We start from the raw sequence: 26,537 nt of genomic DNA, 5'->3' as shown, positions 1-26,537 counted from the left end.
AAAATTATAAAATACTTTCTATAAGCTTTATACCTGAATTATTCATCAAATATAACGAAATATTTTTGACGCTATCCCTCATATGATTTTCAGCATCATAAGTATCAACTAAATTTATTGGAACTACTATATTTAGATCCCTATTTATAGAATTTAAGTATGCTTTAAATGTCAAACAAAATTCCAATATACAAATATCTACACAACACCCAACTACAAAAAAATCATAACTATTATCTAAATATTTTTGAAATATTTTTAAAAAATTATTAGAAAAAAAGCCATTAGTTGAATTCTTAGTTAAAATATGAGTAAAGCTTACATCAGATAATTCTTCACATATCTTACTCTCATTGGTACCCATTAAACAGTGCTCAGGATAATTATTAAATTCACAATCATATCTGTTGTGTTCATCATTAATAGCTACAATATTTGAAAACTTATCACACACATTTCTTATATCATAGGCAATGTCCTTTATAAACTTACTCTTCAATGGTCCTAAATCAGTAAAACCGTTTATCATATCAATAATTATCAAGACACTGTTATTATAATTTATAATGAAATTTTTACTAACATTAATTTTAAACATTCACCTTAACCTCTCTCCTAAATAATCTCTAATAATATTCTTTATCCTGCTATCTCTTAACGAATAATCTATAGTTGCTTTCAAATATCCAATTTTATCACCTATATCATACCTAGTACCCTTAAATTTATATGCATAAACATTTTCTTCAGAAATTAAACCTGATATTGAATCCGTTAATTGTATTTCACCATTTCTTCCAGGACCACTATTTTCTAAATATGAGAAAACCTTAGGTGTTATAATATATCTTCCAAGTATAGCAATATTTGTAGGTGCTTCATCGATACTAGGTTTCTCTATCAAATTTTTCACTTTGTAAATATCTTCTGATATAAATTCCCCATCCACAATTCCATATTTAGAAACATTTTTGTATTCCACTTCCTGTACTCCTAATATACTAGAACCATATTTTTCATAACAATCAATCAATTGTCTTAAACAAGGTTTATCATCATTATAAACTATATCATCTCCAAGAAGTATACAAAATGGATCATCCCCTACAAATGTTTTTCCTTGATATATTGCATTACCTAAACCCTTCTGTTCCTTTTGTCTAACAAAAGCTATGTTAACCATATCAGATATATTTTTTATAACTTCAAGCATTTTATAATTTTTAGAATGCTCCAATACTGCTTCCAGTTCCTTAAAACTATCAAAATAATCCTCTATGGATTTTTTGTATTTACTAGTTACAAATAATATATCAGTAATACCAGATTCCACGGCTTCCTCAACTATATACTGTATAGTTGGTTTATCAACAATTGGTATCATTTCTTTAGGTATAGATTTTGTAACAGGAAGAAACCGAGTTCCAAAACCTGCTACAGGTATTATAGCTTTAGTGATAGCTGACATACATTCATCTCCATTTTTAAAGTTTTCATGTAATATTATATTCTAAATATCCTCTAATCCTAGATACCATCCTCTTAGTATAAAATTTAACTCCATGATAATCAAATTTAACTGCATTTACAATTATTCCAACCATTGGTTTTAAAATGGAATCTTTTAATAGATAATTTAGTATAAAGTATCTTCCATTTCTAAGTCTAACATGTTTCTTTATTGTAGCACCATATCCTAAACCATATGTATATATTTTTTCAATTGAGTCTTCCTTATTTGGATGATATATTACAAACTCTGTCAAATATTTTCCTTTATAAGATCTATGTAAGAGTTCAAGAACCATATCGCTCTCCTCACCTGAACCAAACTTCCTTCCAACTCCTAAATTCTCATCAAAATATATGTCTTTTAATTTTTTATACTTTATGAATATAGATGGACTTATTACTGTTCTGAAAACGTTACTATATGTTATATCTACATTTTTATCGTACCACCTTAAATTAGAATCCTCTCCACTTTCACCATCCTTCAATTTGAAAGTTACAAAATCTATATCCTCATTTTTTACAAAAAACTCGGAAATAAATTTAAGTATACCTTTACTGTACGCACAATCATCATCAGGAAAAGCGATAATTTCACCAGTCGCATACTTAATACCAATATTTCTGGCTAATGACAATCCCTTCTCTTTTATCCTAATATGCTTTATACAAAATTTCCCCTCATACTCATGTATAATTTCCTTTAAAATATCCTTATCATTTTGATCCACTATGATAAGTTCAACATCTCTGTAATTCTGAAGATCTAGAGAATTTAAAAATATTTTTATCTCTTCGCTCCTACCTAAAGTAGCCATTATAAGTGAAAATTTCATAAGATCAACTCCAAATAAATCATTATAAAGATAAACTAAAAGAGTTAATTAAAACAATTAACTCTTTTAGACTACATATAGTTTCTAGCAAGCTTTATATCTTGTGCATGCTCTTTAGATGAAACAAGAATACAATCATCAGTTTCAACAACTATTAAATCATCAACATTATTTAACAAAATCTTCTTCTTGGTCAAAACTATATTGTTATTCGATTTCATTAAAATACCACCAGAGTTCAAAACATTACCATTGTTATCTTTTTCACCATACCTATCTACACTAGACCAGCTTCCCACATCATCCCAACCGAACCTTGCCTCAACAACAAAAATGTTATTATACTTTTCCATGACACCATAATCAATAGATATACTATCGGTTAGACTATAATTTTTATTTACAAACTCGAAACATCTATCGGAAGAAATATCAAGTATAGGACTTAACGCATTATATGTATCTATCAAGAATTCTTTTATTAAACTAAGTATAACATCAACGTTCCAAACAAAAATTCCACTGTTCCAATAATAATTTCCATTTCTAACATACTCAATGGCAGTATTATAATTAGGCTTTTCTACAAAACAATCCACCCTTTTAACTCTACTCATAGAATTCAAATCTGATCTTATATACCCATACCCTATCTCAGGTCTACTAGGTCTAATACCAAAGGTAATAATTCCATTTTTATTTTCCTTTAAAAAACTTACTGCCTCATTTACAGTTATTATAAATTCATTATCATCTTTTATCAAATGATCGGACGGTAAAACGACAATATCACAATCTCCTACTTGCTTCTTGATAAACATACTCGACAAACAAATACATGCAGAAGTATTTCTAGATTCTGGTTCAACTATTATATTTTCATGTGATATATCATCCAATTGATCTAAAACCAAATCCCTATATTTAACTCCAGTAGATATAAATATTCTCTCCCTAGGTACAAGCTTATTTATTCTGTTATACGTCATTTGAAGCATAGTCTCATTTCCCAAAAGACTTAAAAATTGCTTAGGTTTTTCCTCTGTAGACAAAGGCCAAAACCTAGTACCTCTACCACCAGCCATTATAAGTGCACACAGCATACAATCTACACCCTCTCCAAACTAACTTGCAGAATCATCGCCAAAAAGTAACCTAACAGTTTTCAATATGAGAACCATATCAAGTTTAAAAGTCCTTTTTTCAACATACTTGACATCTAAATTCATCCATTGAACAAATTCAATAGAATTTCTGCCCATAACTTGCCAAAAACAAGTAAGACCAGGTCTAATAACTAACTTATCGAGCATCCATTTATCAAATTTCCTAACCTCATCAGGTAAATTAGGTCTAGGCCCAACTAGAGACATATCTCCCTTTAGAACATTTATAAGTTGTGGAAGTTCATCCAAACTAGTCTTCCTTATGAATCTTCCAACCCTAGTAACTCTGGGGTCATACTTTATCTTAAACATAGGACCAGACATCTCATTTTTACTTCTTAGCTCCCTCAATAAATCTTCAGCATTGGCAACCATTGACCTAAATTTATACATTTTAAATATCTTACCATTTCTACCTACTCTATTTTGGGAAAATAGCACCGGTCCTCTTGAATCAAGCTTTATTAAAACAACTATAACTAACATCAATGGAAACAAAAATATTAAAGCTAACAGTGATACTGAAATATCTGTAAACCTTTTGATAAATTCATAAGTAAATGATTTTTTATATCTTCTAGAACGTTGTATAAAATAAGTATCCATATTATCATTTAATAAATATATGTTATCCAACGCAATCCTCCATTTAATACACTACATACTGTAATTTTAGCACATAAAATTTTTATAGTCTATCACAACACTACCCAACTGAATGTAAAAGTCTCTTTCTCATAAAGAAAATCTGAGCAGAAACAACTACAAATACCTGTATACATTGCGATATAATAACCCCATTTATGTTTAATTTAGATGACAGAAATGGTATAACCCCGAGATAAATTAAATTCGCAACAACGACTATATATATGTTATACTTTATATATCCCAGAGATATAAATAAAGGATAAATACCCACAAATGAAAATTTTACCACTACAAAAACTATATAAAACAGAATATCAAATAAATATTTATCCCCTTCCGGCACTAAAATGCTCACCCACATTTTACCAGTAACACCCAAAATTCCAATAACTAGAATACCAAATGAAACTATTATAAGAAACAACCTTTTTACTAAGTTAATTGCTAAAATTTCATCACCTTGAGAAACCTTGGTACTTATTTCTGGGTATATTATGTTAACTAAAGGTGATGCAACTTTTGCAACAACTCCACCGATTTTTTCTATTACCTTATATATACTTATAAACTCAGTTCCAATAAAACTATTTATTAAAAATGGAGTCAAGTGACTCATAGGAACATCCAAAGTAGTCATGAAATTAGAATAGAAATTAAACTTAAGAAAATCCTTATTCCAAGCAATTCTACTTTTTAACAGTCCTTTAATGCCATTTTCAATCATTATGTAATGCGTAACAATTAGTAATATAACAGTATTTAACATAGTTAATATGAGTTCCACAACTATGAAATACCACATACTAGCTCCTATAACAACCGACATTATATAAAAAATAAATTTCAAAAAATTAATAAATACGTTTATATATGAGGAATATTTAAATTTATTGTATATCCTTATTATACCTATACTTGTTCCTGTAGTGTTGAAAAGTATGGAAAATGAATATACTTTAATTAAATTTATTATTATTTCATCCCAATTAAAAATATAACACAGAAATTCTAACAACAAGTTTGCACATGAAAACGATACTATAGCAGTAACAATATCTAACATAAACCCTTGTTTAAAATAAGATTTAATTATATCTACTTTACCGTCAATTATTGCTTTAGGAACGAATTTTATAATTGCATTAAAAGATTGAAAATTGAACACTGTATCAAATACTAAAGTATAAGATATAACCAGATTTACAATTGAACTTCCATTTAATCCTAAAACTCTTATCATTATACTTAGGTTTAAAAGGGTCAAAATGGAGGAAAATCCATCTCCTAAAAAAACTACTAAAAAATTTCTAACAATATCACTCGATAAAAATCTATCCTTCACTAAATCTTTAACCTTCATCATATTTCCTCTTTTTCAATCCAACAACTCATATATTTTTGTCAATATACACTTATTCCCAAAATTAAAACTCCAATTCGGAATTTTAGATTCATAAGCCCTCTTTATAGATTCATCCTCAAGCACATTTATTATACCATTTTTTATACCCTCATTAGAATTTTCAACTAATAAACCGTATTCCCCATTATCCAAAATTTCCCTCGCACCAGCAGTATCAGTTGCTATACACATCTTATTTAAACAAATAGCCTCCGCAAGAACCAAACAAAAAGACTCCGAGTAAGATGGCACAATTACATAATCACTAGAAAGAATATAATCATAAATATTTTCTTTAAATGGTATAAACTCTACGTTGTCACAAATGTTATTTTCATAAACAAACTTCTTAAGTTTACACTCTAAAGATCCACTTCCAAGGAAAAACAGTGTCACATTTTTATATCCTCTATTTAGTACATCTTTAAAAACACATAAAAGTCGCTCGACTCCCTTTTCCCTCTCTAATCTTCCCACGAATAATATTTTTGTTGTTTGGTATTCATTAAATACATTTTTAAAATTAAATTTGTTGTAACTTTCTAAATTCTTATCCAACACATTTGGAATTATATTTAACTTTTCTTCAAATCCAAAAATATCTTTAAAAGATTTTGAACACTCTTTAGATACACAAACTATATCATGAAATTTCTTATAGTATTTTTTCTCCTCTTCTAATTTTAAAAATTTATTAGTCCAATGATAAGTGGAAAAATCTGCATGTACCCAAGCAATTTTCTTACTATTAAATCTAGAACCACTTATTAATTTTGTAGGATATCCCTCCAAAAAAGAAATTTCAACATCATATCTACCTTTTACAAAAATTCTATGTAAAAGCTCCCCCTTAAAAATCTTTAAGACCTTGTTTGAGATTTTCTTACCAAACAAAGTCTTAAATACATACTTTACCTCTATATGAGAAGGCACTTTAGATATATATATTCCTTCTTTTTTTAAAACTAGTAAAGTTACTTTAAACTTGTCCCTATCGATCAAATTCAGAAAATTTATTAATACCTTTTCAGCTCCCCCTCCTTGCAAATTATAAATACAAATTAAAACTCTTTTCAGAATTCCCACCTCAAACAAAATTAATTTAAGATACTTCCTCTGTTGTTATTCATTTTTATTATCTCTAAATTTTTCCTAGATAAAATAGCGTTAATCTCCCCACCTAAGAGTATTATCATAGAGGTTAGAAAAAGCCATATCATAAGGACTATTACAGCACCTATACTTCCATAAAGAGCTGAATAATTAGATAAATTATTTACATAAAAGGTAAATCCCATAGATATTCCAACCCAACTTATAGTAGCAAATATTGATCCAGGTAAGACTCCTATCAACTTTTTATTTTTAACTACTGGAACGTAATAATAAATTATAGCAAAGACAATGACCATCAACGTAATCATAAAAGTATATCTTATTATGTACCATGAATTTAAAACTATATTTACATCTATGTAATCTACGAAAAATCTAACAAAAAAATCTCCAATAACTCCTCCAAAAACCACGAGTATAAGCATTAAAATTATTAAAAATACAAGCCCTATAGTATAAATAATTGACAATACAACCCTTACAATATAATTCCTTGTATCTATAACATTGTAGGCTTTATTAAGCCCCCTCATAACTCCCCTAAATCCAGCAGAACTAGACCATATACTTAAAAATAAACTGAATGATAGCAAAGATCCTTCACGTGAATTAATAACAAATTTTACAATATTTTGAATCAAACTATAAGCTTCCTTTGGAAGTAAAGCTTCCAAAAAGATCAAAACCTGTTGACTATCTAACCTTAAAAACCCTATTACAGTCATTAGAAATATGAAAAATGGAAAAAAAGCCAAGACAAAGCTGTAAGATAGTTGAGCTGATAAAGCAACTAATTCATCATCATCCATCTTTTTCATCAATATATAAATAAAAAATATTATTCTACCGATTATTTTCCTCAATAACTCACCTACCTTTTGTAAAATAACCATTAGTTTATTATAGTATATAAATAACAAACAATTATACCAAATAAAAATTAATTTTGAGTTATTATTTTTCTAATAATATTTATTTATATTTCTAATTTTTATGAACATACTAGCTTTATATATTTTCTACGAGGTGCAGTATGTATAATTTAAAATATAAGTTCTTTATAATATGCATAACTTTTTTAGGATTTATAGGATATTTTTGTTCGTTTATTGAGAATACTTTTTTTAATGATACTGCTAATTATACAATATCAAATGAAATTTTAGGTATAGAAGAAAATGTTTTGAACAAGTTTAGTGGAAAAAAAATTACAAATATAGCATTATTTGGATTAGACTTTAGGTATGAACATGAACCAAAAAGATCAGATTCCATAACAATAATAACTATAGATGAGCAAAATAAAAAGATAAAATTAAATTCTATAATGAGAGATTCCTTAGTTTCAATAGATGGGTTTGGAAATGACAAATTAAATCATGCATATGCTTTTGGCGGACCAGATTTAGCTATGAAAACTTTAAACAAGACATACGGACTTAATATAAAGGACTATATAACAGTAAATTTTTATGATGTTGAAAAAATAATAGACATAATGGGAGGAATTTTTATTGACATCAAGAAAAAGGAGATCCCATACTTGAATAAGTGTATACAAGAAACAAGTCATATACAATCTAAGACACCTACATATATAACAGACGAAGGATATCAAATACTAAATGGTATGCAAGCACTCGCTTACGCAAGAATAAGAAAAGTAGGAAGAGACGATTATGAAAGAAGCGAACGTCAACAAAGAATATTTACGGCACTTTATGAAAAGGCAAAATCTATACCATATAGTGAATATTTAAAATTCATAAATATGGCTCCTGAGTTAATAGAAACGAATATTTCTACTTCAAAAGTAATTTCTATAGCAAAGAATATTGTATTTAATAGAATAAATACAATTGAACAGATGAGGTTCCCTCTTGATGAACACTGCAGAGGAGAACTTATTGATAATATCTGGTATCTAACATTTAATAAGGATAAAACCAAGAATTTAATACAAGAATATATATTCGAAGATATACATCCTTACGGTAGCTCTGAAAAATCAAACTGCAAATAATTTTTTAAAAGGCAGGGATTATTTTGAAAATATGTTTTAAATTCTTGACACTCATGTTTTTGTTAACATTATCTTCGAAGACTACAAGTGCTATTTTAATTCATCCAAAAATGTATATAGAAACAGATTCTGATTTTGTAAACGTAAATGATACTATCAAATTATATTTTAAAATATCTGAAATTGAAAACTTATTTTCATTGTCTTTAGATTTTAAATTCAATACAGATTTGGTGGAAATATTATCAATCAATCCCGGAAGTTTTTTTGATAATGAACCTATAGAATTTAGTTCGAGGTTTAGCGATATTAGCGAAAACTCCAAAACTTTAAATTTTTACGCAACTTTTATAGGTAACAATTTAGGGATAAGCTCAAATAGAGATTTAGAAATTATTCAGTTGAAATTAAAACTCTTAAAAGAATGTAAAATTGCCTTTAACACTATAAACTCCAACAATAATATTTTTATCGGTACTCCAAACATAAGACTTAGGATGATAGACAATAATCTAAACATAATAAATACCTCATCATCTACACGCTATATAGAAACTACTAATTTCAAAAGTGATAATGAAATCCGAGAATTTATTTCAGATGTCTATAAGAAAACATTTTCTAGAGATCCTGATGAATACGGTTTTAATTATTGGTATAACAAGCTTATTTCCCAAGAATATTCCGTCAGAAACTTTCTAATTAACATACTAAATGAAAAGGAATTTATAGAAAAAAACCTTTCAAATGAGGATTTTGTGACATCTATGTACTCCATAATTGTAAATAGAGATCCAGATCAACAAGGATACGATTATTGGCTCACAACACTCATAGAATATCAAAAAAATACAGATACAAAGCATGCTAAGTCTAGAATAATATTACTAATGTGCAATGAAAGTGAGCTTGAAGAACGTGCTTTAAAATTAAATTTAAAATTCTAAAAAAAGGAGATGAATCATTCGATTCATCTCCTTTCTCACTTTGCGACTTCAATTCCGTAATCACGCTGAGTCAATTTATCTATAGTCTTATTCGATATTTCATTTTTCCTATATATACTCTCACACATGGCTATATATATCCATGTGTATATATAGTAAGGTTCTGGAACAGAGGTAAGAAGTATTATAACAGTTGTAACTAATAGATAAAATACCTGTCTATTCTCTCCTACATCCCTATTTTTAAAAACATACATTACTCTGGATACAAAATAATAAATAAGAGGAACCATTCCTATAAGACCAACCTGAGCAGACCACATAGATAAAAGGTCATTAGATCTCAAAGTTCCGAACCCTACCCCTGTTAATATATTTTTCAAAAACACCCCCATATGATGTGAAAATAACTCAACTCTAGTACTTCCAGAATCATCAAGTCCTAAGAGCTTCAAGACCAATATCGCAAATCTAAATCCTACAATTCTAAATATTAAAGCCAATACTACAAAAGTAACAATAGATATGATAATGGATTTTATTTTATGTTTTTTTACAAATACAATAATTTTATTTTTGAATACATACTTTACAAAATTAATATTCTTAGAATTAAATATACTTCTTGAATAATCAATAAAAAGAATAACTGATACTATTACAATTGCTAAATAAAAACTAGATGACCTATTGAGTAAAAAAGTAATCAGTATTAAGATGATCATAGCCATATCAAATAAGATTACCTTTTTAACTTTGAATCCATTAATGATATTAATTAGATAATAAATAAAAATTGGAGTTAAAAACATAGAAAGCATAGAAGGCTCATTAGTAACAGAAGATATACGAGTAAGTCCAGTTTCTAAGTATTGAACTAAATGTGAATAATTCGTTCTAAATAAAAAGTCAAAATATTCATGAGAAATAAAGAACTGTACAAATCCCAAAACTAAAACAACAGATGTGGTTATATCAATAATTTTCTTCATATCAACTTTAATTTCATTTACGATAACCATATAACTACACAAATAAATAATAAATGCAAACACTAGATATAAATATTGAGTTACATTTTGAAATGAAAAAGATATGTAATCATACGGCGAATCAGGAGTAAATACTAAAGTTCCTGATGAATAACTAAAAGGCAAAATGAGGGATATAGTGGCATATATTAAAAAATACAAAATCCCATTCGACACTTTTATCCTCTTAAAAGTATACCTCTTAATGATAACCTCATACAAAACCTTCAAGATCAGAAAACTACCTACTATATAAAAACAGAGTACTGAATTTTTTGATTTGGGGAAATTTATTATACTAGTTGAAGTAAATGCAGATGTAATAAACATAAAATAAAAAAGAGTCCTAGTTCTAGTGAAAAATACGAGGTATAAAGTAACTATTAAAACGACTATTCCTATAAATGTAAAATACATTTAATACCTATACTCCTTTCAAAATTTTTTCATATGTTTTAAATGTTTCCTTAGCACATTTTTCCCAAGAGTATCTATTTAAAATCTCTTCATAATCATAACTTGTTTCATAGCCATTGCTACTAAAAAATCTATCCAACATATTCGAAAGTTGTATGTAATCTTTTGGCTCAAAATAATCACATTTATTCCCTAATACCTCTCTTAGGCATTCTACATCTGAAACTAGAGTTTTTAATTTACAGCTCATAGCTTCGAGAGGAGGAAGACCAAATCCTTCATAAATTGACGGATATACAAAAATACTTGCATTTTTATATAGATATTTAAGTTCATCCTCACTAACCTTACCTGTAAAAATAACTCTATTTTCGAGATTAAGAGATCCTACCAGGTCATAAATATCACTATATAACCATCCTTTAGAACCAACAATAACTAAATTCACATTCTTATGCTTATTTTTAATTATATCAAACGCCTTAATTAAAGTATCTATATTCTTCCTGGGAGATATGGTACTAACTGTAAGTATGTATTTATTAGAACAAATATTTAGTATATCTCCTGATAAATTTTCAGATTTAATATCAGAATTGCTAAGCCTATTAAAACCATTATAAACAACATCTATTCTCGTACTAACATTTTTATAATGTCTACGTAACTCAGACTTCGAAAAATTAGTTATAGCAATTATTTTTCTAGATTTTTTAACAGAAAGGTTTGTTATTAAATTTTTCCACAAAACAGTTTTACCTACAAATGCATTGGAAAGTGACTTGAAAGCCAAATCATGAACTGTTATAACTATTTTGTTACTATTCAAAAAAACAGGTGCCATACTATCAGGATAATGGATAACAAAATCCTTAAAATTTCTATTTATCAATTTCGGTAAATATATTTGTTCAAAAATATTTCTATCTCTAGAGTTTTTTATATTTTTAATTACAACAAGAGAATTCCTATCTGCAAAACTATAATCTTTTAAATCTTCATCCCTTATTACTATCTTAATATCTCTACTTAGTAAAAAATATAAATGCCTCGACAACTCAAAACTATACCTCCCTATTCCAGCACTAATAGACTTTTGAAGTGCATTAAACAAAATCATATCTTTCTTCTCTCCCAAAACACACCATCTCATTACCTAGAACCTATAAAATTTTCCATTTTTCAATACGTTTAAACTCATCGCTCTTTTCATAAACGAACCTTCGTATTTTATCCTTAAATATTTCTTCATCAAAATTCTTAGCATGATTGCGTATATGAATTTTATTAAAACTCATTTTATTAAACCTATGTATAGCATTACACAAAGACGATACTGTTTGCTCATCAAAAAAAATACCCGTTACATCTTCAACAACAGTCTCAAGTGCCCCTCCCTTTGAATAAGCTATGACAGGAACTCCACTAGCCTGAGCTTCCAAAGGAGTTATGCCGAAATCCTCTTCACCTGGAAATAAAAATCCCCTAGCTCTGCTATAGTAATCTCTTATAACCTCATCTGTTTGTCTACCAAGCATTTTTATAGCAGAAGATCTAATTCTTTTCTCTATATCTACTCTCATGGGACCATCACCAATTATTACCAAAGGTAACTTTAATTCATTAAAAGCTTCAACTACTAAATCAATTTTTTTATATTCTTGGAGTCTAGACACAACCAAAAAATAATCATCTTGATGATCACTAATTTTAAAAAACTTACTTCTCACAGGAGGATGTATAATCACACTATCTCTTCTGTAATGTTTCCAAATTCTTCTCGCTACATTTTTAGAATTAGCTATAAAATAATCTACTCTATCTGATGAAACTCTATCCCATATTCTCATGTAGCTCATTATATATTTTAAGATTTTTTGCTTTATTTTTCCAATACTTCCTAGATAATCATAATAAAATTCCCATCCATATCTCATAGGAGAATGACAATAACAAATATGACAAGTACTAGGACTTGTTATAACTCCCTTAGCACATGAAGAACTACTACTCAAAATTACATCATATTCATTTAAATTAAAAGATTCGAAAGCTATGGGCATTAGCGGAAAAAATTTTCTATGATCTTTAACTGCTCTTTTTATACTTTGAAGAAACGATGCCTTTATATTAGAATTTTTCAATATCCCATCTAAATTATTATTATCATAAACACTGGTATATATTGGAGCACCTTCAAAAATCTCTAAAAAATTGGTAACAACTCTCTCTGCTCCTCCCATAAAAGGCAGCCAATCATGTATTAAAGCAATATTCATAAACTCAATCCTACTTTCTTACATTAACCCTTGGTATTGTTTAATTATATAAAAAAAACAATATATTTTGTATATTTATCATTATTTTTTATTATCTTTACAAAAAATATATATAAATTATACTAAAACAAATACTATAATAGATCGTATATTTAAAAACAAATAACGGAGTATATAAAGTATGAGTCAAAAAAAATTTTTTAGGAGTACTCTATTAGAGTTTAATTATCTTAGAGCAATTGGTATATGTTTAGTAGTAATAGGTCATTCATTTCCTTCTATAGATAAAGTAAATAATATTACATACAAGTACATCCATTCCATTATTTATTCATTTCATATGCCACTTTTCATGATAATATCAGGTTTTTTTGCACAAAAAATAATGAGTATAAAATCAATTAAGGAATACAAAATATTTATATATAGTAAATTTCGCAGACTAATGATACCCTACATTACAATTAGTTTTTTGACCATACCAATAAAACTTGTTCTAAACAAGTTTTCAGAGAGACCTTTAGTTATATCTGAAATTTTAAAAGATATCTTTATGTATCCATGGAATAATCCAATAATATTTTTCTGGTTCATATACGTACTATTTGTAATTTTTATTTTTTCTCCGATAATCGTCAACTTAAATAAGTTATTGGTGCTAATAACCTTTGTAATTCTGCATATCATCCCAAAACCAGATATACGATTTATGGCTATAACTTCTACTATCAATTACTCTATATTCTTTTTTATAGGTCTGTATTTAAATAGTTTTTATATGAAAAACAGAAATACTATTTTAAATATTAATATAAAACCTAGTAAATATATTTTATTTATTATAATTCCAGTTTTGATTTTCTTGTTCAACATACATTTACCAAAAGATTATAAAAATATAGTTGTAGTTATACTATTCAATATTTTCTATTTATTAAAATCTTTATTAGGCGTGTATGTGTGTTTTATAGCATCATTGTTAATTTATAAATTAAAATCTATAAAGTTTATACCAAATTTATTAAATTTAATTTCAGAATATAGCTTTGATATATATTTGCTATCTTGGTTTCCACAAATATTTTGTAGGATTGTATTTTATCAAATATTGAATCTAAACTATGGGTTAGTAATAACAATATCGTTAATATCTGGATTTTCACCAATCGTTATGTCAAAATTTATCTTTAGGAAATACGATATATTCAAAAAATTTATACTGGGAATAAGTTAGAAATTTTATTTGTAAAATTTATGTGATATACTTTAACAATCAAATATTATTAGAGGTAAGTACTATGCCTAATAAGGATACTAAGAAAGTTAAAAATGTACTAAAAACATCTTTCTACATAATTATTATTATTGTCTTGCTTGTCGGTGGATTTGTTACTGGAAAAAGTTTAAAACTCCTATCTAAAATATCCTCTACAGAAAATAAATTAAATAAAGATGATCTTGGAATAAATCAGGATGTTTTAAATTCTGAAAAAGATCTGAACGGAAAGATAATTACTATTGCTGCATTTGGATTAGATAGGAGATCCTTGAATGAAGACTCAAGGTCTGATGCTATAATGCTTATAACCATAGATTCCTCTCGCAAAAAGGTTAAACTTGTATCTGTAATGAGAGATTTATACGTAAACATAGATAGCGTTGGAAATGACAAACTAAATCATGCGTATTTTTATGGGGGACCTTCCCTTTCAGTTAAAACTTTAAATACCACATTTAACTTAAACATAGAAGATTACATTTCTCTAGATTTCTTCAGTTTACCTAGAATAATAGATGAGTTGGGAGGAATCGAGATAGAGATAAAACCTGAAGAGATAGGCAATCTAAACAAATATATAAAGGAAAATCAAAGACTTTTAGGAGTACACGAAGACCATACAATAAAAAACTCTGGATTTCAAACATTATCAGGAATACAAGCATTATCTTATGCACGCATAAGATCCGTTGGAGATGGAGATTTCGAAAGGACTGATAGGCAAAGAAAAGTTATAATTTCTATGATTGATAAATCTAAAACTCTATCTCCCATAAAATTGACTCAGTTAGTCGAAAAATACATTGATTCGATAGAAACTAGTCTATCTTTAAATAAAATCCTATCAATAGGAGCTAACTTACTTCTAGGGGATTATGAAATTGAACAAATTAGAATACCATTTGACGGCGATTTCAATGAATACGGAAAAATTATAAATGATATTTGGTATTTGCCTTTTGATGAGAATGGAACTAGAGAAAAATTGTACAACTATATATACGGAGATATCCTTCCGTAAAAGTAAAGCTATGTAATTTTAAAATTTACATAGTTTTTATTTTTTTAATACAAAATACATACAGGTGATTATATTGAATTTAATTATTAATGTATTTATAATGGTATTGTGTTTTATATTTTCATTTCCAATAAGAGAAATAAACTTAATTCAAAAGTATAGTTCATGGTATTCAAACCAGATCCAAATAAGTAATTACTCAGAAAATGATTCTTCCCTCCCATGCATGAAAACTTATATAAACGATCTAGTTTTAATAAGTTCTCTCCCAAACGATATGATACTTGATATACGTTATGCTTCAAAAAATAATTTTACAGGAGTAGTTTTATATGATGCCGATATTGGTGTCTTGCATAAGGAAACTTTCAAAAAATTATTAAGAGCTCACGAAGAATTTAAATCTCTTGGATACAAAATTAAAATTTGGGATGCCTATAGACCATTTTACGTACAAAAAATACTTTGAGAAATACTCCCAGATAACAACTATATTGCAAACCCTTATGTTAATGGATCTAATCATAATAGAGCTTGTGCAATAGACATAACATTAACTAATTTAGATGGAAGTGAAATAGATATGCCCTCAAAATTCGATGAATTTTCAGAAACAGCACATAGAAATTATGAAAAATCATCAAATACACAAATCAATAACGCTGAACTATTAAAAAATATAATGATAAAACACGGATTTAAACCAATATATACAGAATGGTGGCACTTTGATGATGTAAATTATCTGAATTATCCCATAATCAATATGCCCCTTAGTGAATATGCTAAAACCGTACAAAATAAAATGGAAGGAGGTGAAATGATTGAAAATTAATGTTTCTAAGGATACGTGTGATCTTTTAAAATCACAGCTGGAAAAAAAATTAAAGAAATATGTAAGATTAAATATGGCTGGATTCGGATGAGGAGGCCCTGCATTTTCTATTGTTCTGGATGAACAAATAAAAGATGACGATATATCTATCGTAGTAAATGATATAACTTTCCTTGTAAACAATGAGTTTGAGGATTTCCTCGATGATTCTACAATATCTCATTCAAAGGGATTCTTGGGAGTTAATTTTAAAATTACCTCTAAACATTCGACATGTTAATGCATTAGGATATGTTTTTCACATATCCTTTTTATATTGTAAATTCTTGACAATTATTTGAAAAATATGTATATTTATGTCTGTATAAACTTTAGAATTTCTACTTTTTAATGTAGTTTGAGGAGGATTGTGTTTATCATGAAATCAACTGGTGTTGTTAGACGTGTAGATGAACTTGGTAGAATTGTTATACCTATAGAATTGCGACGCAATTTAAATATAGGTGAGAAAGATGCTCTTGAGATTTATGTTGAAAGCGATCACATAATTCTTAAAAAATATGAACCTGCTTGTATATTTTGTGGTAGTGCAAAGGATATAAACAACTTCAAAGGCAAAAATATTTGTAAACTTTGCTCAAGCGAAATTAATACATAAATACAACAAGAAACCTCAATTTATAATGAACGTGAGGTTTCTTGAGCTTTAGTTAAATTTCTTAATTATAAGATTATATACATAGTTTTTCTTCAAATTGTTATCATTGCATATCTTTTTTATATTTTCCTTAGTGGTTAGATTAAATCTATCTCTATTATTCAGAAATTCATTTAATATAAACTCATCATCTAAATGTTCAATATAATCTATTTCTTTCTCCATACATATTACAAATTCTCCTCTAATTTTTCGATCTTTAAAATACTCTATTGCCTCTTTCAACGTACCCCTAAAATTTTCTTCAAACAATTTAGTTAGCTCCCTACCTATGTATAACTTTACATTTTCACCAAATTCCTTTTTTAAAAATTCTAAAGTGTTTAAAATCCTATGTGGAGATTCATAGATCACGAATATTGAATTTATATTTTTCATAATTTTTACAATTTGTCTTAATTTTACATTATCAATCGGTAGAAATCCTATAAATGTAAAAATATTATTGTTAAACCCACTTAAAACAAATCCATTTATAAGTGCACATGCTCCTGGCAAAACATCAACTTTTATATTCTCCTCAATGCACCTATTTATTAAATCCTTTCCTGGATCGCATATGCCTGGCATTCCTGCATCACTAACAATAGCATAATTAACTCCGTTTTTTATCTCATCGACAATTCTATCAATCAACTTATACTCGTTGAATTTATGATAAGATATAACTCTCTTTCTTATACCATAATAATTAAACAGCTTCAAAGCACATCTAGTATCTTCACAAAGTATAATATCACTCTTCTTTAAAGTCTCAACAGCCCTATATGTAATATCTTTAATATTTCCAATCGGTGTAGCAATAACATGTATAACCATATGAAATATCCCCCAATTCAAACTACGAAAATTATATTATAAACACACCATTATTGAAAATGGTTTTTTTTTCCTATATACTATTGATTGACTATAATTGAGAAGGAGTACTTAAGTGAACTACGTATTTAAAAAAGTTTGCGTTAAAGATTTAGATGAATTTTCGTTTAATTCGCCTAAAGGTCATATTTTCCAAAGTTCTTATTGGGCACTTTTTAAAACTGAATGGTTGCATGAATCTATCCTTGGATATGATAAACAAAATAATATAGTGCTTTCGTGCATTATTCTAATACGAAAACTTCCCTTCATTAATTACAAAATGGGATATATTCCTCGTGGCTTTGTGTGTGATTATACAAACGAGTTAATAATAAAAGAGTTCACAGATTTCTTAGAACAGTTTTCCAAAGAAAATAAAATAGCTTTTATAACAATAGATCCTGATATACACTTAAGTGAAAATACTAAAACTGTAGAAAGTAGTATTAATATATGTTCCACGTTAAAATCAATAGGATATGTAGAAAATAGTTCTAAAAATTTTGAAAATATACAACCAAACTTTGTTTTTCGTTTAAATCTCCCAAAAAGTTCAGAAAGTGAATCAAATGAAAATATTAAACTAAACATATTAAAATACTTCTCGAGCAAAGCAAGATACAATATAAAGTTAGGTATAGAGCGTGGACTCACTATAGAAAAATACACATTTGACAATCTCACAGACGATAAACTCGATATATTCCAAAATTTAATGGATATAACAGGCAAGAGGGATAAATTTATAGTCAGAAAACGTGATTATTTTTACAACATGCTCAAAACTTTAAATCCATATTGTACGCTATATCTTGTTAAATACTCTTATGAGATAGACAAAAACAATATATATAGAAAAATAAATAAGTGCAAGTCCAATATAGATAATGCCAAAATTAAATTAATAAACTTTGAAGATTTGCTAAAAGATACTAGCTTAGAAGACAATAAAATAGAAAAGATAAACAAAAAGATAAATTCGCTTAAAAATGAAATCTCCTTAAACGAATCTCAATTAGATATGCTAGAAAAAAAACTATTAGTAATATCTAATTATAAGAATAAAGAAATTTATTTATCTGGATCTATATATATAAATTGGGGAGAAAAGGCTTGGTATTTGTACGGAGCTTCTCATAATATCTTAAGAGATACTATGCCCAATTTTTTTATGCAATATGAAATGATAAAAGATAGTATAGATAATTTTAATAAAGTATATGATTTTAGAGGAGTTTCAGGAGATTTAGATGAAAGTAATCCATTATATGGTCTATATAAATTCAAGAAAATGTTCAATGGAGATTTTGTTGAATTTATCGGTGAGTATACATTAATAAACAATAAAAATATTTATACTCTTTTCAGAAAAATATTTCCCAAGTTTAAAGAAATTCGAAACTCATTTCTAAATAAATCTTAATTTTTAAATATTGATTCTATAAAAATTAAATCCCTCTAAGTTAAATTTCTCTTAGAGGGATTTTTTCAAAACTAAATTTCACACTTTCTTATTATTACTTCTAAATTTAAAAATACTATATATTCCTCTTCTTAGTACCTGAAAAAAACTAATGGATCTAACCATACGATCGGAACTTATATATTTACTTACAGACCTCAAAAGCATTTTATTATTTCTAGACGAGAAAGAAAATGTTCCACTTCTCTTCGTTACAATGGCAAATCTTGGAATCCACTTTCCCTTAAACAAAACAGAGGCGACTAAATGATCAACTTCAGCCCAAGGTATCTGAACATAATCCTTAATATTTCTATCACTGTAAAATTCAAAAGCCTTATCTCCTATTAATATCTCTCCATAATTAGAAAGCCCAAGATAAGATATTCCTCTAATTTTTAAATCTACACTAGTGTTAAAAGACTGAACCATTTAAAAATCACCTCTTAAACAAAACATTACCCTTTCCCTATCATCCTGTACTATATTACATTATTCCTCCAAGGTGAGCTACTATACCAACAACGAATAAAGCAATAATAATTAATATAGGAGAAACTTTCCTCTTTAAAAGCCAACAACATACTAATGTCAATATTAAAGCTGCAAGTCCTGGAATAAGTTGATCTAAGTTTTGCTGTAAAGTCGTAACTTTTTCTATATTTAAACCATTCGCTCCTAGGGCACTATACTGTTCCAATGCGGACTTTATACCCTGTGCCCCTGACTGAATTGCATCCCAATTTATATAAGCTCCTTCAGATTGAGTAACTCGAGAAACAACAGGAGTAAAGCTAATGCTAACCCATCTCTGTACCAAAGATCCAATAATAAACATACCGAGAATAGATGCACCTTCTGTTATTTTACCAAGAACACCACCAGATAAATCTTTAGCAATAGAAGTACCAACCTTATATCCAAACTCTTGAGTATACCACATAAACGCCATACGAATTATATTCCATGCAAAGAAAAACAATAAAGGACCAATTATGTTACCACTAAGAGCCAAAGAAGCTCCTAACGCTCCTAATATAGGTCTTAATGTAAACCAAAACACAGGGTCACCAACACCTGCCAAAGGTCCCATCATTCCAATTTTAACACCCTGTATAGATTGATCATTTACACTAGAACCATTTGCTCTTTGTTCTTCCAATGCTAATGTAACTCCCATAACCGGTGATGAAACATATGGATGTGTATTATAAAATTCCATATGCCTCTTTAAAGCCTTAATTCTATCTTCTTCTTTGGTATAAAGCTTTTTAATAGCAGGTATTATTGAGTAACACCACCCACCATTTTGCATACGCTCATAATTCCAAGATCCTTGAAGAAATTGGTGACGCCAAGCAACTGACATACGATCTTTTTTCGTTAATTTAACTTTTCCTGCCATATATATTACCTCCTACAATATTTTAATAATCATTTAAAATATCACCTAATGGATCTCCAGATCCTGAAATACGACCTCCACCAGAGCCACCATTTCCTTTTAAACCTAAATATATAAGTGCTAGTGATACACCAATCGCACCTAAAGCGATTAAAGTTAGCTGTCCTATCGCTGCCAAAACAAATCCTATAGCAAAGAAAGGCCAAGTTTCTTTAGTTGACATCATATTTATTACCATAGCATATCCAACAGCAGCTACCATTCCCCCACCTATAGCCATACCGTTAGATAACCAAGCAGGCATTTGGTTTAAAACATCTGTAACTGTTGATGCTGGTATTATACAAAGTGCTGCAGCTGGTATAGCAATACGTATACCTTGCAATAATATACCTGAAATTTGCCATGCCTCAAGTGAACGTATATCTCCTCTCTCAGCTGCCTTATCCATAAAATGCACAATAGGTATAGCAATCGTTCTACAAATCATTGTCAAAAATAACCCTGCAACTGATAAAGGTATAGCCACAGCTATAGCAGTAGCTATAGGCACAGAAGTAGAACCACCAGATAAACCAAGAACCATGATTATCGAAGAAGCAACAGCAGCTAAAGCGGCATCAGGTGCAACAGCAGCTCCAATATTCGCCCATCCAAGAGCTATCATTTGAAGGGATCCACCTAAAATAATTCCTTCAGTTAAGTGACCACTTACTAAACCAATTAATGTACATGCAACTATTGGTTGGTGAAATTGAAACTGATCTAATATTCCACCCATACCAGCAAAAAAAGCAATTATTATAATCAAGACCATTGTTAGAACTGACATTATAAATCCTCCTCTTTATTTAAAATCTAAGTACTACTCAACTCAGATTTTGCTCTTTTCAAAATAGAATCGATATTCTCTTTTGAATCATTCGGCACCTTACGCACATCAAAATCAATTCCCAGGCTTATTAATTTCTCAACAGTCTTCACGTCATCCTTATCCATAGAAACGGTTTTAGTAACAAAGGCTTTTCCAGTTGAGTGTGCCATAGAACCCAAATTCAACGTTTTAATCTCCACTCCACCTTCTATGGCACGAAGTGCATCTTGTGGGGTTTCGAATAACAACATTGCCTTTGTATTACCAAACCGTGGATCTTTAGAAATTTTAATCATCTTTTCTATGGGAATGACATGAGCTTTAACTCCTGGAGGAGCTGCCTGTTCTATTAATTTCTTACGCAGATCATCTTTTGATACGGAATCAGAAACCACAATAATTCTATCCGGCTGTACGTACTTTGTCCAATTTGTAGCAACCTGACCATGCAACAAGCGAGTATCTATTCGTGCAAGCACAAACTTAATCTTACCATCGCCCACAACTGTCCCTTTAGGAATGGAAGATGAATTTTTGTTAGTCACATTTGATGATATTTCAAACTCATCAAGCTCCTCAGGATATGGCTTAACTCCTTCCCGTGCGGATTTCAAGATACCCTTTGCGATTTCCTTAGATGTCTCCATGGACAACCTAGCGGCATAAGCTTCAATAAGCATTGGCAAATTGAGCCCTGCTACAATTGACCATTTAGGACCTCTCTCATTAACCAAAAGGCTAGCTTGATTAAACGGAGTACCTCCAAACAAATCTACCAAAAACAAAACCTCATCTGTTCGATCTAGAGTAGCAATTGCTTTTTCCATCTTCGCCTTAATATCATCGGGTCCCTCATCAGGGCTAAGAGTAACAGCCTTAACATTATCCTGTTTACCAAATATCATGGATCCAGATTGTAAAATACCATTTGCAAAATCACCATGACTAGCAAGAATAATTCCCACCATTTTAAATTTTCCTCCTAATCTAAATTATTAAGTAAAGTTACCTAAAACCAAATCCCATACCTTACAACATAAAGTACAGTAAAGTTAAACTTGAACGTGATTTTAGTGTAAACGATAACTAAAGTAATTTCAAGATATTTTTATCAAATTGGTACTCTAAAGAACGTTTCGAGATAAATATAAAAAATCCAAAAATACTAAAGCTATAAAATTTTTTAATATAACCCTTATTTAATACTGAGAAAATAAAAAAATAACTCTCACTTAGTATTATTTCTAAAAAATTTATAAAAAATACAAATATTAATTGTATATGTAATAAATATAAATTCATTTTAAGTATCAAAGATTTAAAAATGAATTTACAACTTCCCCAGCCAATATAAAACCTGCTACTGGAGGAACAAAAGATATACTTCCAGGTATTTGTCTCTTATTTGTACAACTCCTTCCATTATCAAAATTACAAACACATCCATTAATACAACTAACAACCTCACTCAATCTAGGTTTTTGGGGAATCTCTTCAGAAAAAACAACTTTTAGATTTTTAACTCCTATTCTCCTGAGCTCATACCTCATAACTTTACACAATGGGCAATTTTTCGTACTATATATATCAGCTACCTTAAAACCTGTCGGATCTAATTTGTTACCTGTTCCCATACAACTAATCAACTTAACATTATTAAAATAACAATATCTTGCAAGAGAAATCTTTGCAGATATCGTATCTAAAGCATCTATTACATAATCAACATCCTTATCTATAAAATCTTCGACATTATCTTTTGTAACCGTCTTTATTATTTCTGTGACCCTTACCTTTTTGCTTATCGATTCTATTCTTTCCTTCATAACAGTAGTTTTAAATTTACCTATTGTTTTATAGAGAGCATGAAGTTGTCTATTTAAATTAGTTAAACATACTGTATCATCATCAACCAAAACTATATTCCCGATACCAGATCTTACTAAAGCCTCAGCAGTGTAAGATCCAACTCCCCCAAGCCCAAGTACAACTACTTTCTTGTTTCTCAAACTATTTAAAGCTTCTGTGCCTACAATTAACTCCATTCTTGATAGCCCATGTTGAACCATAAACATCATTCCTTTTCAAATTTAACTAACCTATAGAATTGTAACACAAATATATTTCTCTTGTATACATTGTTAATTTTTCACTATAATTATAGTTGTAATTTATTCAAATGGGGGAAGCTTATATGAGAATAGGTCTAATTTGTGCAATGAAAGAGGAATTTGAACTTGTATCAAAAGAATTTAAATTGGAAAAAAGTATAACAAAATCAAGTTTAGAATTTTTAATTGGAGATATTGAAGGAAAAAATATTGTTAGCGTAATTTGTGGGATTGGTAAGGTAAACGCAGCTATATGTACTCAAATTCTAATATCTGAATTTAAATGCGATATAATTTTAAATAGTGGAGTTGCAGGTAGCATAGATCCTTCGGTTAACTTTAAAGACGTCATAATTGCTAGAGATTTAATAGAACACGACGTTGATGTAACTCATTTTGGTTATAAATTAGGAGAGATACCAAATATTGGAACGTGTGAATTTAAAAGTGACGAAGGACTTGTAAGATTAGCTGAAAAAATTTGTTTAAATATATCTAATAAAAATAATAACTTTAAATTCCACACAGGGAGAATTGTGACTGGAGACCAATTTATATCAAATAGTTTGAAATGTGAAAAACTTAAAAATACATTTGATGCCTTAGCATGTGAAATGGAAAGTGCTTCGATTGCCCATACGTGTTATCTAAATAACATAAAATTTTTAATAATACGATCCATATCTGATAATGGTGGAACTATTGCGGGAGAAGAATTTAGTAGATTCCTTAAGGAATCTTCAAAAAATTCATATCTAATAATTAAAGAGACTATCAAAAATATAAACTAGAGAGGTAAATAATTTATTGTTGCCCAAAAAATATAATCAAGTATACCTGATTCATTTTTGTATTTTTTTATTCGTTGGTTTATTTGGTATACTTACTATCAGATCAGACAACATAATTCAAGAAATGGTTGGAATAATTTTAAACAAAAGTATACTAGTAACCGACTACATGTACACTAATGGAATAAGTGCAACACTTTTAAATTCTTCTATAACTTCAATGCTCATTTTATATCTTTACAAGATAAATAATATAAATCCAAATGGTTCAATGATAGCATCATTATGGTTAATATTAGGATTTTCTATGATGGGTAAAAATTTTATAAATATATGGCCAACAATAATAGGTGTATATGTTTATTCTAAGATTCAAAATGAACCGTTTGCTAATTATATCTTAATAGCTGTACTCTCAACTGCATTCGCTCCACTTCCTCTGGAAATATTAAGTACCTTTAGTATCAACATACATTTTACATTTATTATTTCATGGGGTATCTCAATTTCATTAGGAATAATACTTCCACCTTTAGCAAAATTTACATTAAAAATACATCAAGGTTACAATCTATATAATATTGGATTTGCTAACGGATTAATAGCCTTGACTATAATATCAATATTTAAATACTTTGGAATCGAGTTCAATACAAATTTCCTATGGAGTACAAATTACAAAACTGAACTCATAATTCTATTAAGTTCTCTATTTACATTTTTAATAATTCTCGGAATAAACAAAAACTCAGTATCAAACTTTAATAAAATCTTAAAGCATGCTGGTAGGACAGTAACAGATTACTATATTATGTATGATAGTTCAGCATTTTTAAACATGGGAATACTAGGGTTCTTGCTCCTGCTTTATATATTGATAGTCGGTGGAGATTTAAATGGAGTAGTTTCTGCTATGATACTAGGAGTAGTAGGGTTTGGATCATTGGGAAAGCATCCATTCAACATTACACCTTTAATGTTAGGAGTAATACTAGCATCATTAGTTAAAAATATACCAATAAATAAACCATCAATTATATTATCAACCATTGGTGTTACGTCTATTGCACCAATTGCAGGTAAATTTGGTTTTACAACAGGAGTCTTTTCAGGAGCAATACATCTGATACTAATAAGCAACATAGGTAATATAGGTGGTGGTATAAATCTGTATAACAATGGATTTATCGCTGGTATAGTTGCAATGATATTAATACCAATAATAGATGGAATTAAAAGAGGAGATTGAAAAATGAAACATGTTAGACAAAGAAATGCAAGAATAGCTGAAGAATTAATATTATTTGTCTATAAATATGGTGCAAAAGATATAAATTTAAACATAAAAGACAATAATAATGAAACAACAATATCCATAACAGCTACAAATATAGAAATAACTCATGAAACATTAGAAACAATAACGAGACTCCTAAATATTCCTAGATGTACAGAAATGGAAGAATACTATTGGAATCTAGCAGGTGAAACAGAAACAGATACAGAGATATCTTTAGTTGGTGTAATGAGCGACAAAGTAAAGATCGACTCTAGCTCAAAAACACTAAAGATAGAAGTCACAAGAAAAAAGTGAAGCAACCATGCTCCACTAGTCAAAACAAATGGTGATTCGTCGGGGACTCGAACCCCGGACACCATGATTAAAAGTCATGTGCTCTACCACCTGAGCTAACGAACCAACTGGCGATGACCTAATCTTCCGAAGGGGAAACCCTGCAGTACAATTGGCACTGTGTAGCTTAACTGGCCTGTTCGGTATGGATAGGAGTGTTACCTACA

General features: G+C 28.8%; 26 protein-coding genes, 1 tRNA gene, 1 rRNA gene and 1 pseudogene. 10 read left to right on the top strand and 19 right to left on the bottom strand.

The window, feature by feature from the left end; all coding sequences use genetic code 11:
• Positions 1–4: 4 nt before the first annotated feature.
• The 8 genes from AALI31_RS00145 to AALI31_RS00110 form a co-directional block, all read right to left on the bottom strand.
• Positions 5–598, bottom strand: coding sequence for an isochorismatase family protein (locus AALI31_RS00145; RefSeq protein WP_489884500.1), 594 nt, complete (start codon positions 596–598; stop codon positions 5–7).
• Positions 599–1,468, bottom strand: coding sequence for a UTP--glucose-1-phosphate uridylyltransferase GalU (galU, locus tag AALI31_RS00140; protein ID WP_489884499.1), 870 nt, complete (start codon positions 1,466–1,468; stop codon positions 599–601).
• Positions 1,469–1,493: 25 nt separating this feature from the next.
• Positions 1,494–2,348, bottom strand: coding sequence for a glycosyltransferase family 2 protein (locus tag AALI31_RS00135; RefSeq protein WP_489884498.1), 855 nt, complete (start codon positions 2,346–2,348; stop codon positions 1,494–1,496).
• A 71-nt stretch (positions 2,349–2,419) separates the two neighbouring features.
• Entirely contained in the window at positions 2,420–3,451 is a 1,032-nt protein-coding gene (locus tag AALI31_RS00130) for a mannose-1-phosphate guanylyltransferase (RefSeq protein ID WP_489884497.1), read from the bottom strand.
• Positions 3,452–3,472: 21 nt separating this feature from the next.
• Entirely contained in the window at positions 3,473–4,150 is a 678-nt protein-coding gene (locus AALI31_RS00125) for a sugar transferase (RefSeq protein ID WP_489884496.1), read from the bottom strand.
• A 70-nt stretch (positions 4,151–4,220) separates the two neighbouring features.
• A complete protein-coding gene (locus AALI31_RS00120) occupies positions 4,221–5,528 on the bottom strand; it encodes a lipopolysaccharide biosynthesis protein (protein WP_489884495.1) in 1,308 nt (435 codons plus the stop codon).
• A 12-nt stretch (positions 5,529–5,540) separates the two neighbouring features.
• A complete protein-coding gene (locus tag AALI31_RS00115; protein ID WP_489884494.1) occupies positions 5,541–6,614 on the bottom strand; it encodes a glycosyltransferase in 1,074 nt (357 codons plus the stop codon).
• Positions 6,615–6,664: 50 nt separating this feature from the next.
• Positions 6,665–7,576 (bottom strand): YihY/virulence factor BrkB family protein, encoded by a 912-nt coding sequence (locus AALI31_RS00110; RefSeq protein ID WP_489884493.1) that lies wholly within the window; start codon positions 7,574–7,576, stop codon positions 6,665–6,667.
• A gap of 140 nt (positions 7,577–7,716) precedes the next feature.
• Here AALI31_RS00110 and AALI31_RS00105 point away from each other — a divergent pair, with 140 nt between their 5' ends.
• Both AALI31_RS00105 and AALI31_RS00100 read left to right on the top strand, forming a co-directional pair.
• Positions 7,717–8,706 carry an LCP family protein gene (locus AALI31_RS00105; RefSeq protein WP_489884492.1) on the top strand — a complete coding sequence of 330 codons (990 nt, stop codon included), beginning with the start codon at positions 7,717–7,719 and terminating at the stop codon, positions 8,704–8,706.
• Between the two features lie 53 nt (positions 8,707–8,759).
• A complete protein-coding gene (locus tag AALI31_RS00100; protein ID WP_489884491.1) occupies positions 8,760–9,653 on the top strand; it encodes a DUF4214 domain-containing protein in 894 nt (297 codons plus the stop codon).
• A gap of 35 nt (positions 9,654–9,688) precedes the next feature.
• On the opposite strand, the gene AALI31_RS00095 is transcribed toward AALI31_RS00100, so the two are convergent.
• The 3 genes from AALI31_RS00095 to AALI31_RS00085 all read right to left on the bottom strand — a co-directional run bounded on the left by AALI31_RS00095 (position 9,689) and on the right by AALI31_RS00085 (position 13,380).
• The gene (locus AALI31_RS00095) at positions 9,689–10,861 is read right to left on the bottom strand and encodes a hypothetical protein (RefSeq protein WP_489884490.1); all 1,173 of its coding nucleotides are present in this window, start codon (positions 10,859–10,861) and stop codon (positions 9,689–9,691) included.
• A gap of 247 nt (positions 10,862–11,108) precedes the next feature.
• Positions 11,109–12,221 (bottom strand): glycosyltransferase family 4 protein, encoded by a 1,113-nt coding sequence (locus AALI31_RS00090; RefSeq protein WP_489884489.1) that lies wholly within the window; start codon positions 12,219–12,221, stop codon positions 11,109–11,111.
• A 43-nt stretch (positions 12,222–12,264) separates the two neighbouring features.
• The gene (locus tag AALI31_RS00085) at positions 12,265–13,380 is read right to left on the bottom strand and encodes a glycosyltransferase (RefSeq protein ID WP_489884488.1); all 1,116 of its coding nucleotides are present in this window, start codon (positions 13,378–13,380) and stop codon (positions 12,265–12,267) included.
• Between the two features lie 181 nt (positions 13,381–13,561).
• Here AALI31_RS00085 and AALI31_RS00080 point away from each other — a divergent pair, with 181 nt between their 5' ends.
• The 4 genes and pseudogenes from AALI31_RS00080 (at position 13,562) to AALI31_RS00065 (ending at position 17,173) form a co-directional block, all read left to right on the top strand.
• Positions 13,562–14,614: an acyltransferase family protein gene (locus AALI31_RS00080; RefSeq protein WP_489884487.1), complete on the top strand. Its 1,053-nt coding sequence runs from the start codon at positions 13,562–13,564 to the stop codon at positions 14,612–14,614.
• A gap of 64 nt (positions 14,615–14,678) precedes the next feature.
• Complete coding sequence (locus AALI31_RS00075; protein WP_489884486.1) at positions 14,679–15,680, top strand: LCP family protein; 1,002 nt, start codon at positions 14,679–14,681, stop codon at positions 15,678–15,680.
• Positions 15,681–15,780: 100 nt separating this feature from the next.
• A pseudogene (locus AALI31_RS00070) lies at positions 15,781–16,515 on the top strand (M15 family metallopeptidase).
• 418 nt (positions 16,516–16,933) lie between these two features.
• Positions 16,934–17,173 carry an AbrB/MazE/SpoVT family DNA-binding domain-containing protein gene (locus AALI31_RS00065; RefSeq protein ID WP_489884485.1) on the top strand — a complete coding sequence of 80 codons (240 nt, stop codon included), beginning with the start codon at positions 16,934–16,936 and terminating at the stop codon, positions 17,171–17,173.
• Positions 17,174–17,221: 48 nt separating this feature from the next.
• Here AALI31_RS00065 and rsmI read toward each other — a convergent pair whose 3' ends face one another.
• Positions 17,222–18,052: a 16S rRNA (cytidine(1402)-2'-O)-methyltransferase gene (rsmI, locus tag AALI31_RS00060; protein ID WP_489884484.1), complete on the bottom strand. Its 831-nt coding sequence runs from the start codon at positions 18,050–18,052 to the stop codon at positions 17,222–17,224.
• Between the two features lie 115 nt (positions 18,053–18,167).
• Between rsmI and AALI31_RS00055 the strand changes: the two genes are divergently transcribed.
• Positions 18,168–19,517 carry a lipid II:glycine glycyltransferase FemX gene (locus AALI31_RS00055; RefSeq protein ID WP_489884483.1) on the top strand — a complete coding sequence of 450 codons (1,350 nt, stop codon included), beginning with the start codon at positions 18,168–18,170 and terminating at the stop codon, positions 19,515–19,517.
• A gap of 78 nt (positions 19,518–19,595) precedes the next feature.
• Here the strand turns inward: AALI31_RS00055 and AALI31_RS00050 are convergent, their stop codons facing one another.
• The 5 genes from AALI31_RS00050 to AALI31_RS00030 all read right to left on the bottom strand — a co-directional run bounded on the left by AALI31_RS00050 (position 19,596) and on the right by AALI31_RS00030 (position 23,904).
• Entirely contained in the window at positions 19,596–19,988 is a 393-nt protein-coding gene (locus AALI31_RS00050) for a DUF956 family protein (RefSeq protein ID WP_489884482.1), read from the bottom strand.
• A 55-nt stretch (positions 19,989–20,043) separates the two neighbouring features.
• A complete protein-coding gene (locus AALI31_RS00045) occupies positions 20,044–20,961 on the bottom strand; it encodes a PTS system mannose/fructose/sorbose family transporter subunit IID (protein WP_489884481.1) in 918 nt (305 codons plus the stop codon).
• Positions 20,962–20,983: 22 nt separating this feature from the next.
• Positions 20,984–21,793 carry a PTS mannose/fructose/sorbose transporter subunit IIC gene (locus AALI31_RS00040; protein ID WP_489884480.1) on the bottom strand — a complete coding sequence of 270 codons (810 nt, stop codon included), beginning with the start codon at positions 21,791–21,793 and terminating at the stop codon, positions 20,984–20,986.
• A gap of 26 nt (positions 21,794–21,819) precedes the next feature.
• The gene (locus AALI31_RS00035) at positions 21,820–22,803 is read right to left on the bottom strand and encodes a mannose/fructose/sorbose PTS transporter subunit IIA (protein WP_489884479.1); all 984 of its coding nucleotides are present in this window, start codon (positions 22,801–22,803) and stop codon (positions 21,820–21,822) included.
• A 342-nt stretch (positions 22,804–23,145) separates the two neighbouring features.
• Positions 23,146–23,904: a tRNA threonylcarbamoyladenosine dehydratase gene (locus AALI31_RS00030; RefSeq protein WP_489884478.1), complete on the bottom strand. Its 759-nt coding sequence runs from the start codon at positions 23,902–23,904 to the stop codon at positions 23,146–23,148.
• A gap of 125 nt (positions 23,905–24,029) precedes the next feature.
• Here AALI31_RS00030 and AALI31_RS00025 point away from each other — a divergent pair, with 125 nt between their 5' ends.
• The 3 genes from AALI31_RS00025 to AALI31_RS00015 are packed head-to-tail and all read left to right on the top strand — an operon-like array spanning position 24,030 to position 26,331.
• Positions 24,030–24,737: a 5'-methylthioadenosine/adenosylhomocysteine nucleosidase gene (locus AALI31_RS00025; RefSeq protein ID WP_489884477.1), complete on the top strand. Its 708-nt coding sequence runs from the start codon at positions 24,030–24,032 to the stop codon at positions 24,735–24,737.
• Between the two features lie 16 nt (positions 24,738–24,753).
• Entirely contained in the window at positions 24,754–25,986 is a 1,233-nt protein-coding gene (locus AALI31_RS00020; protein WP_489884476.1) for a DUF1576 domain-containing protein, read from the top strand.
• Positions 25,987–25,989: 3 nt separating this feature from the next.
• Positions 25,990–26,331, top strand: a complete 342-nt coding sequence (locus AALI31_RS00015) for a hypothetical protein (RefSeq protein ID WP_489884475.1) — start codon at positions 25,990–25,992, stop codon at positions 26,329–26,331.
• Between the two features lie 29 nt (positions 26,332–26,360).
• Here AALI31_RS00015 and AALI31_RS00010 read toward each other — a convergent pair.
• A tRNA-Lys gene (locus AALI31_RS00010) sits at positions 26,361–26,436 on the bottom strand.
• Positions 26,437–26,537: ribosomal RNA gene (gene rrf, locus AALI31_RS00005) — 5S ribosomal RNA — on the bottom strand; the annotation flags it as partial. It abuts the tRNA gene before it with no gap.

It is taken from the genome of Anisomitus miae (SeqCode), from assembly GCF_054906395.1.
The sequence above is the reverse complement of the archived record's forward strand: the minus strand, read 5'-3'. Positions and strand labels throughout refer to the sequence as shown.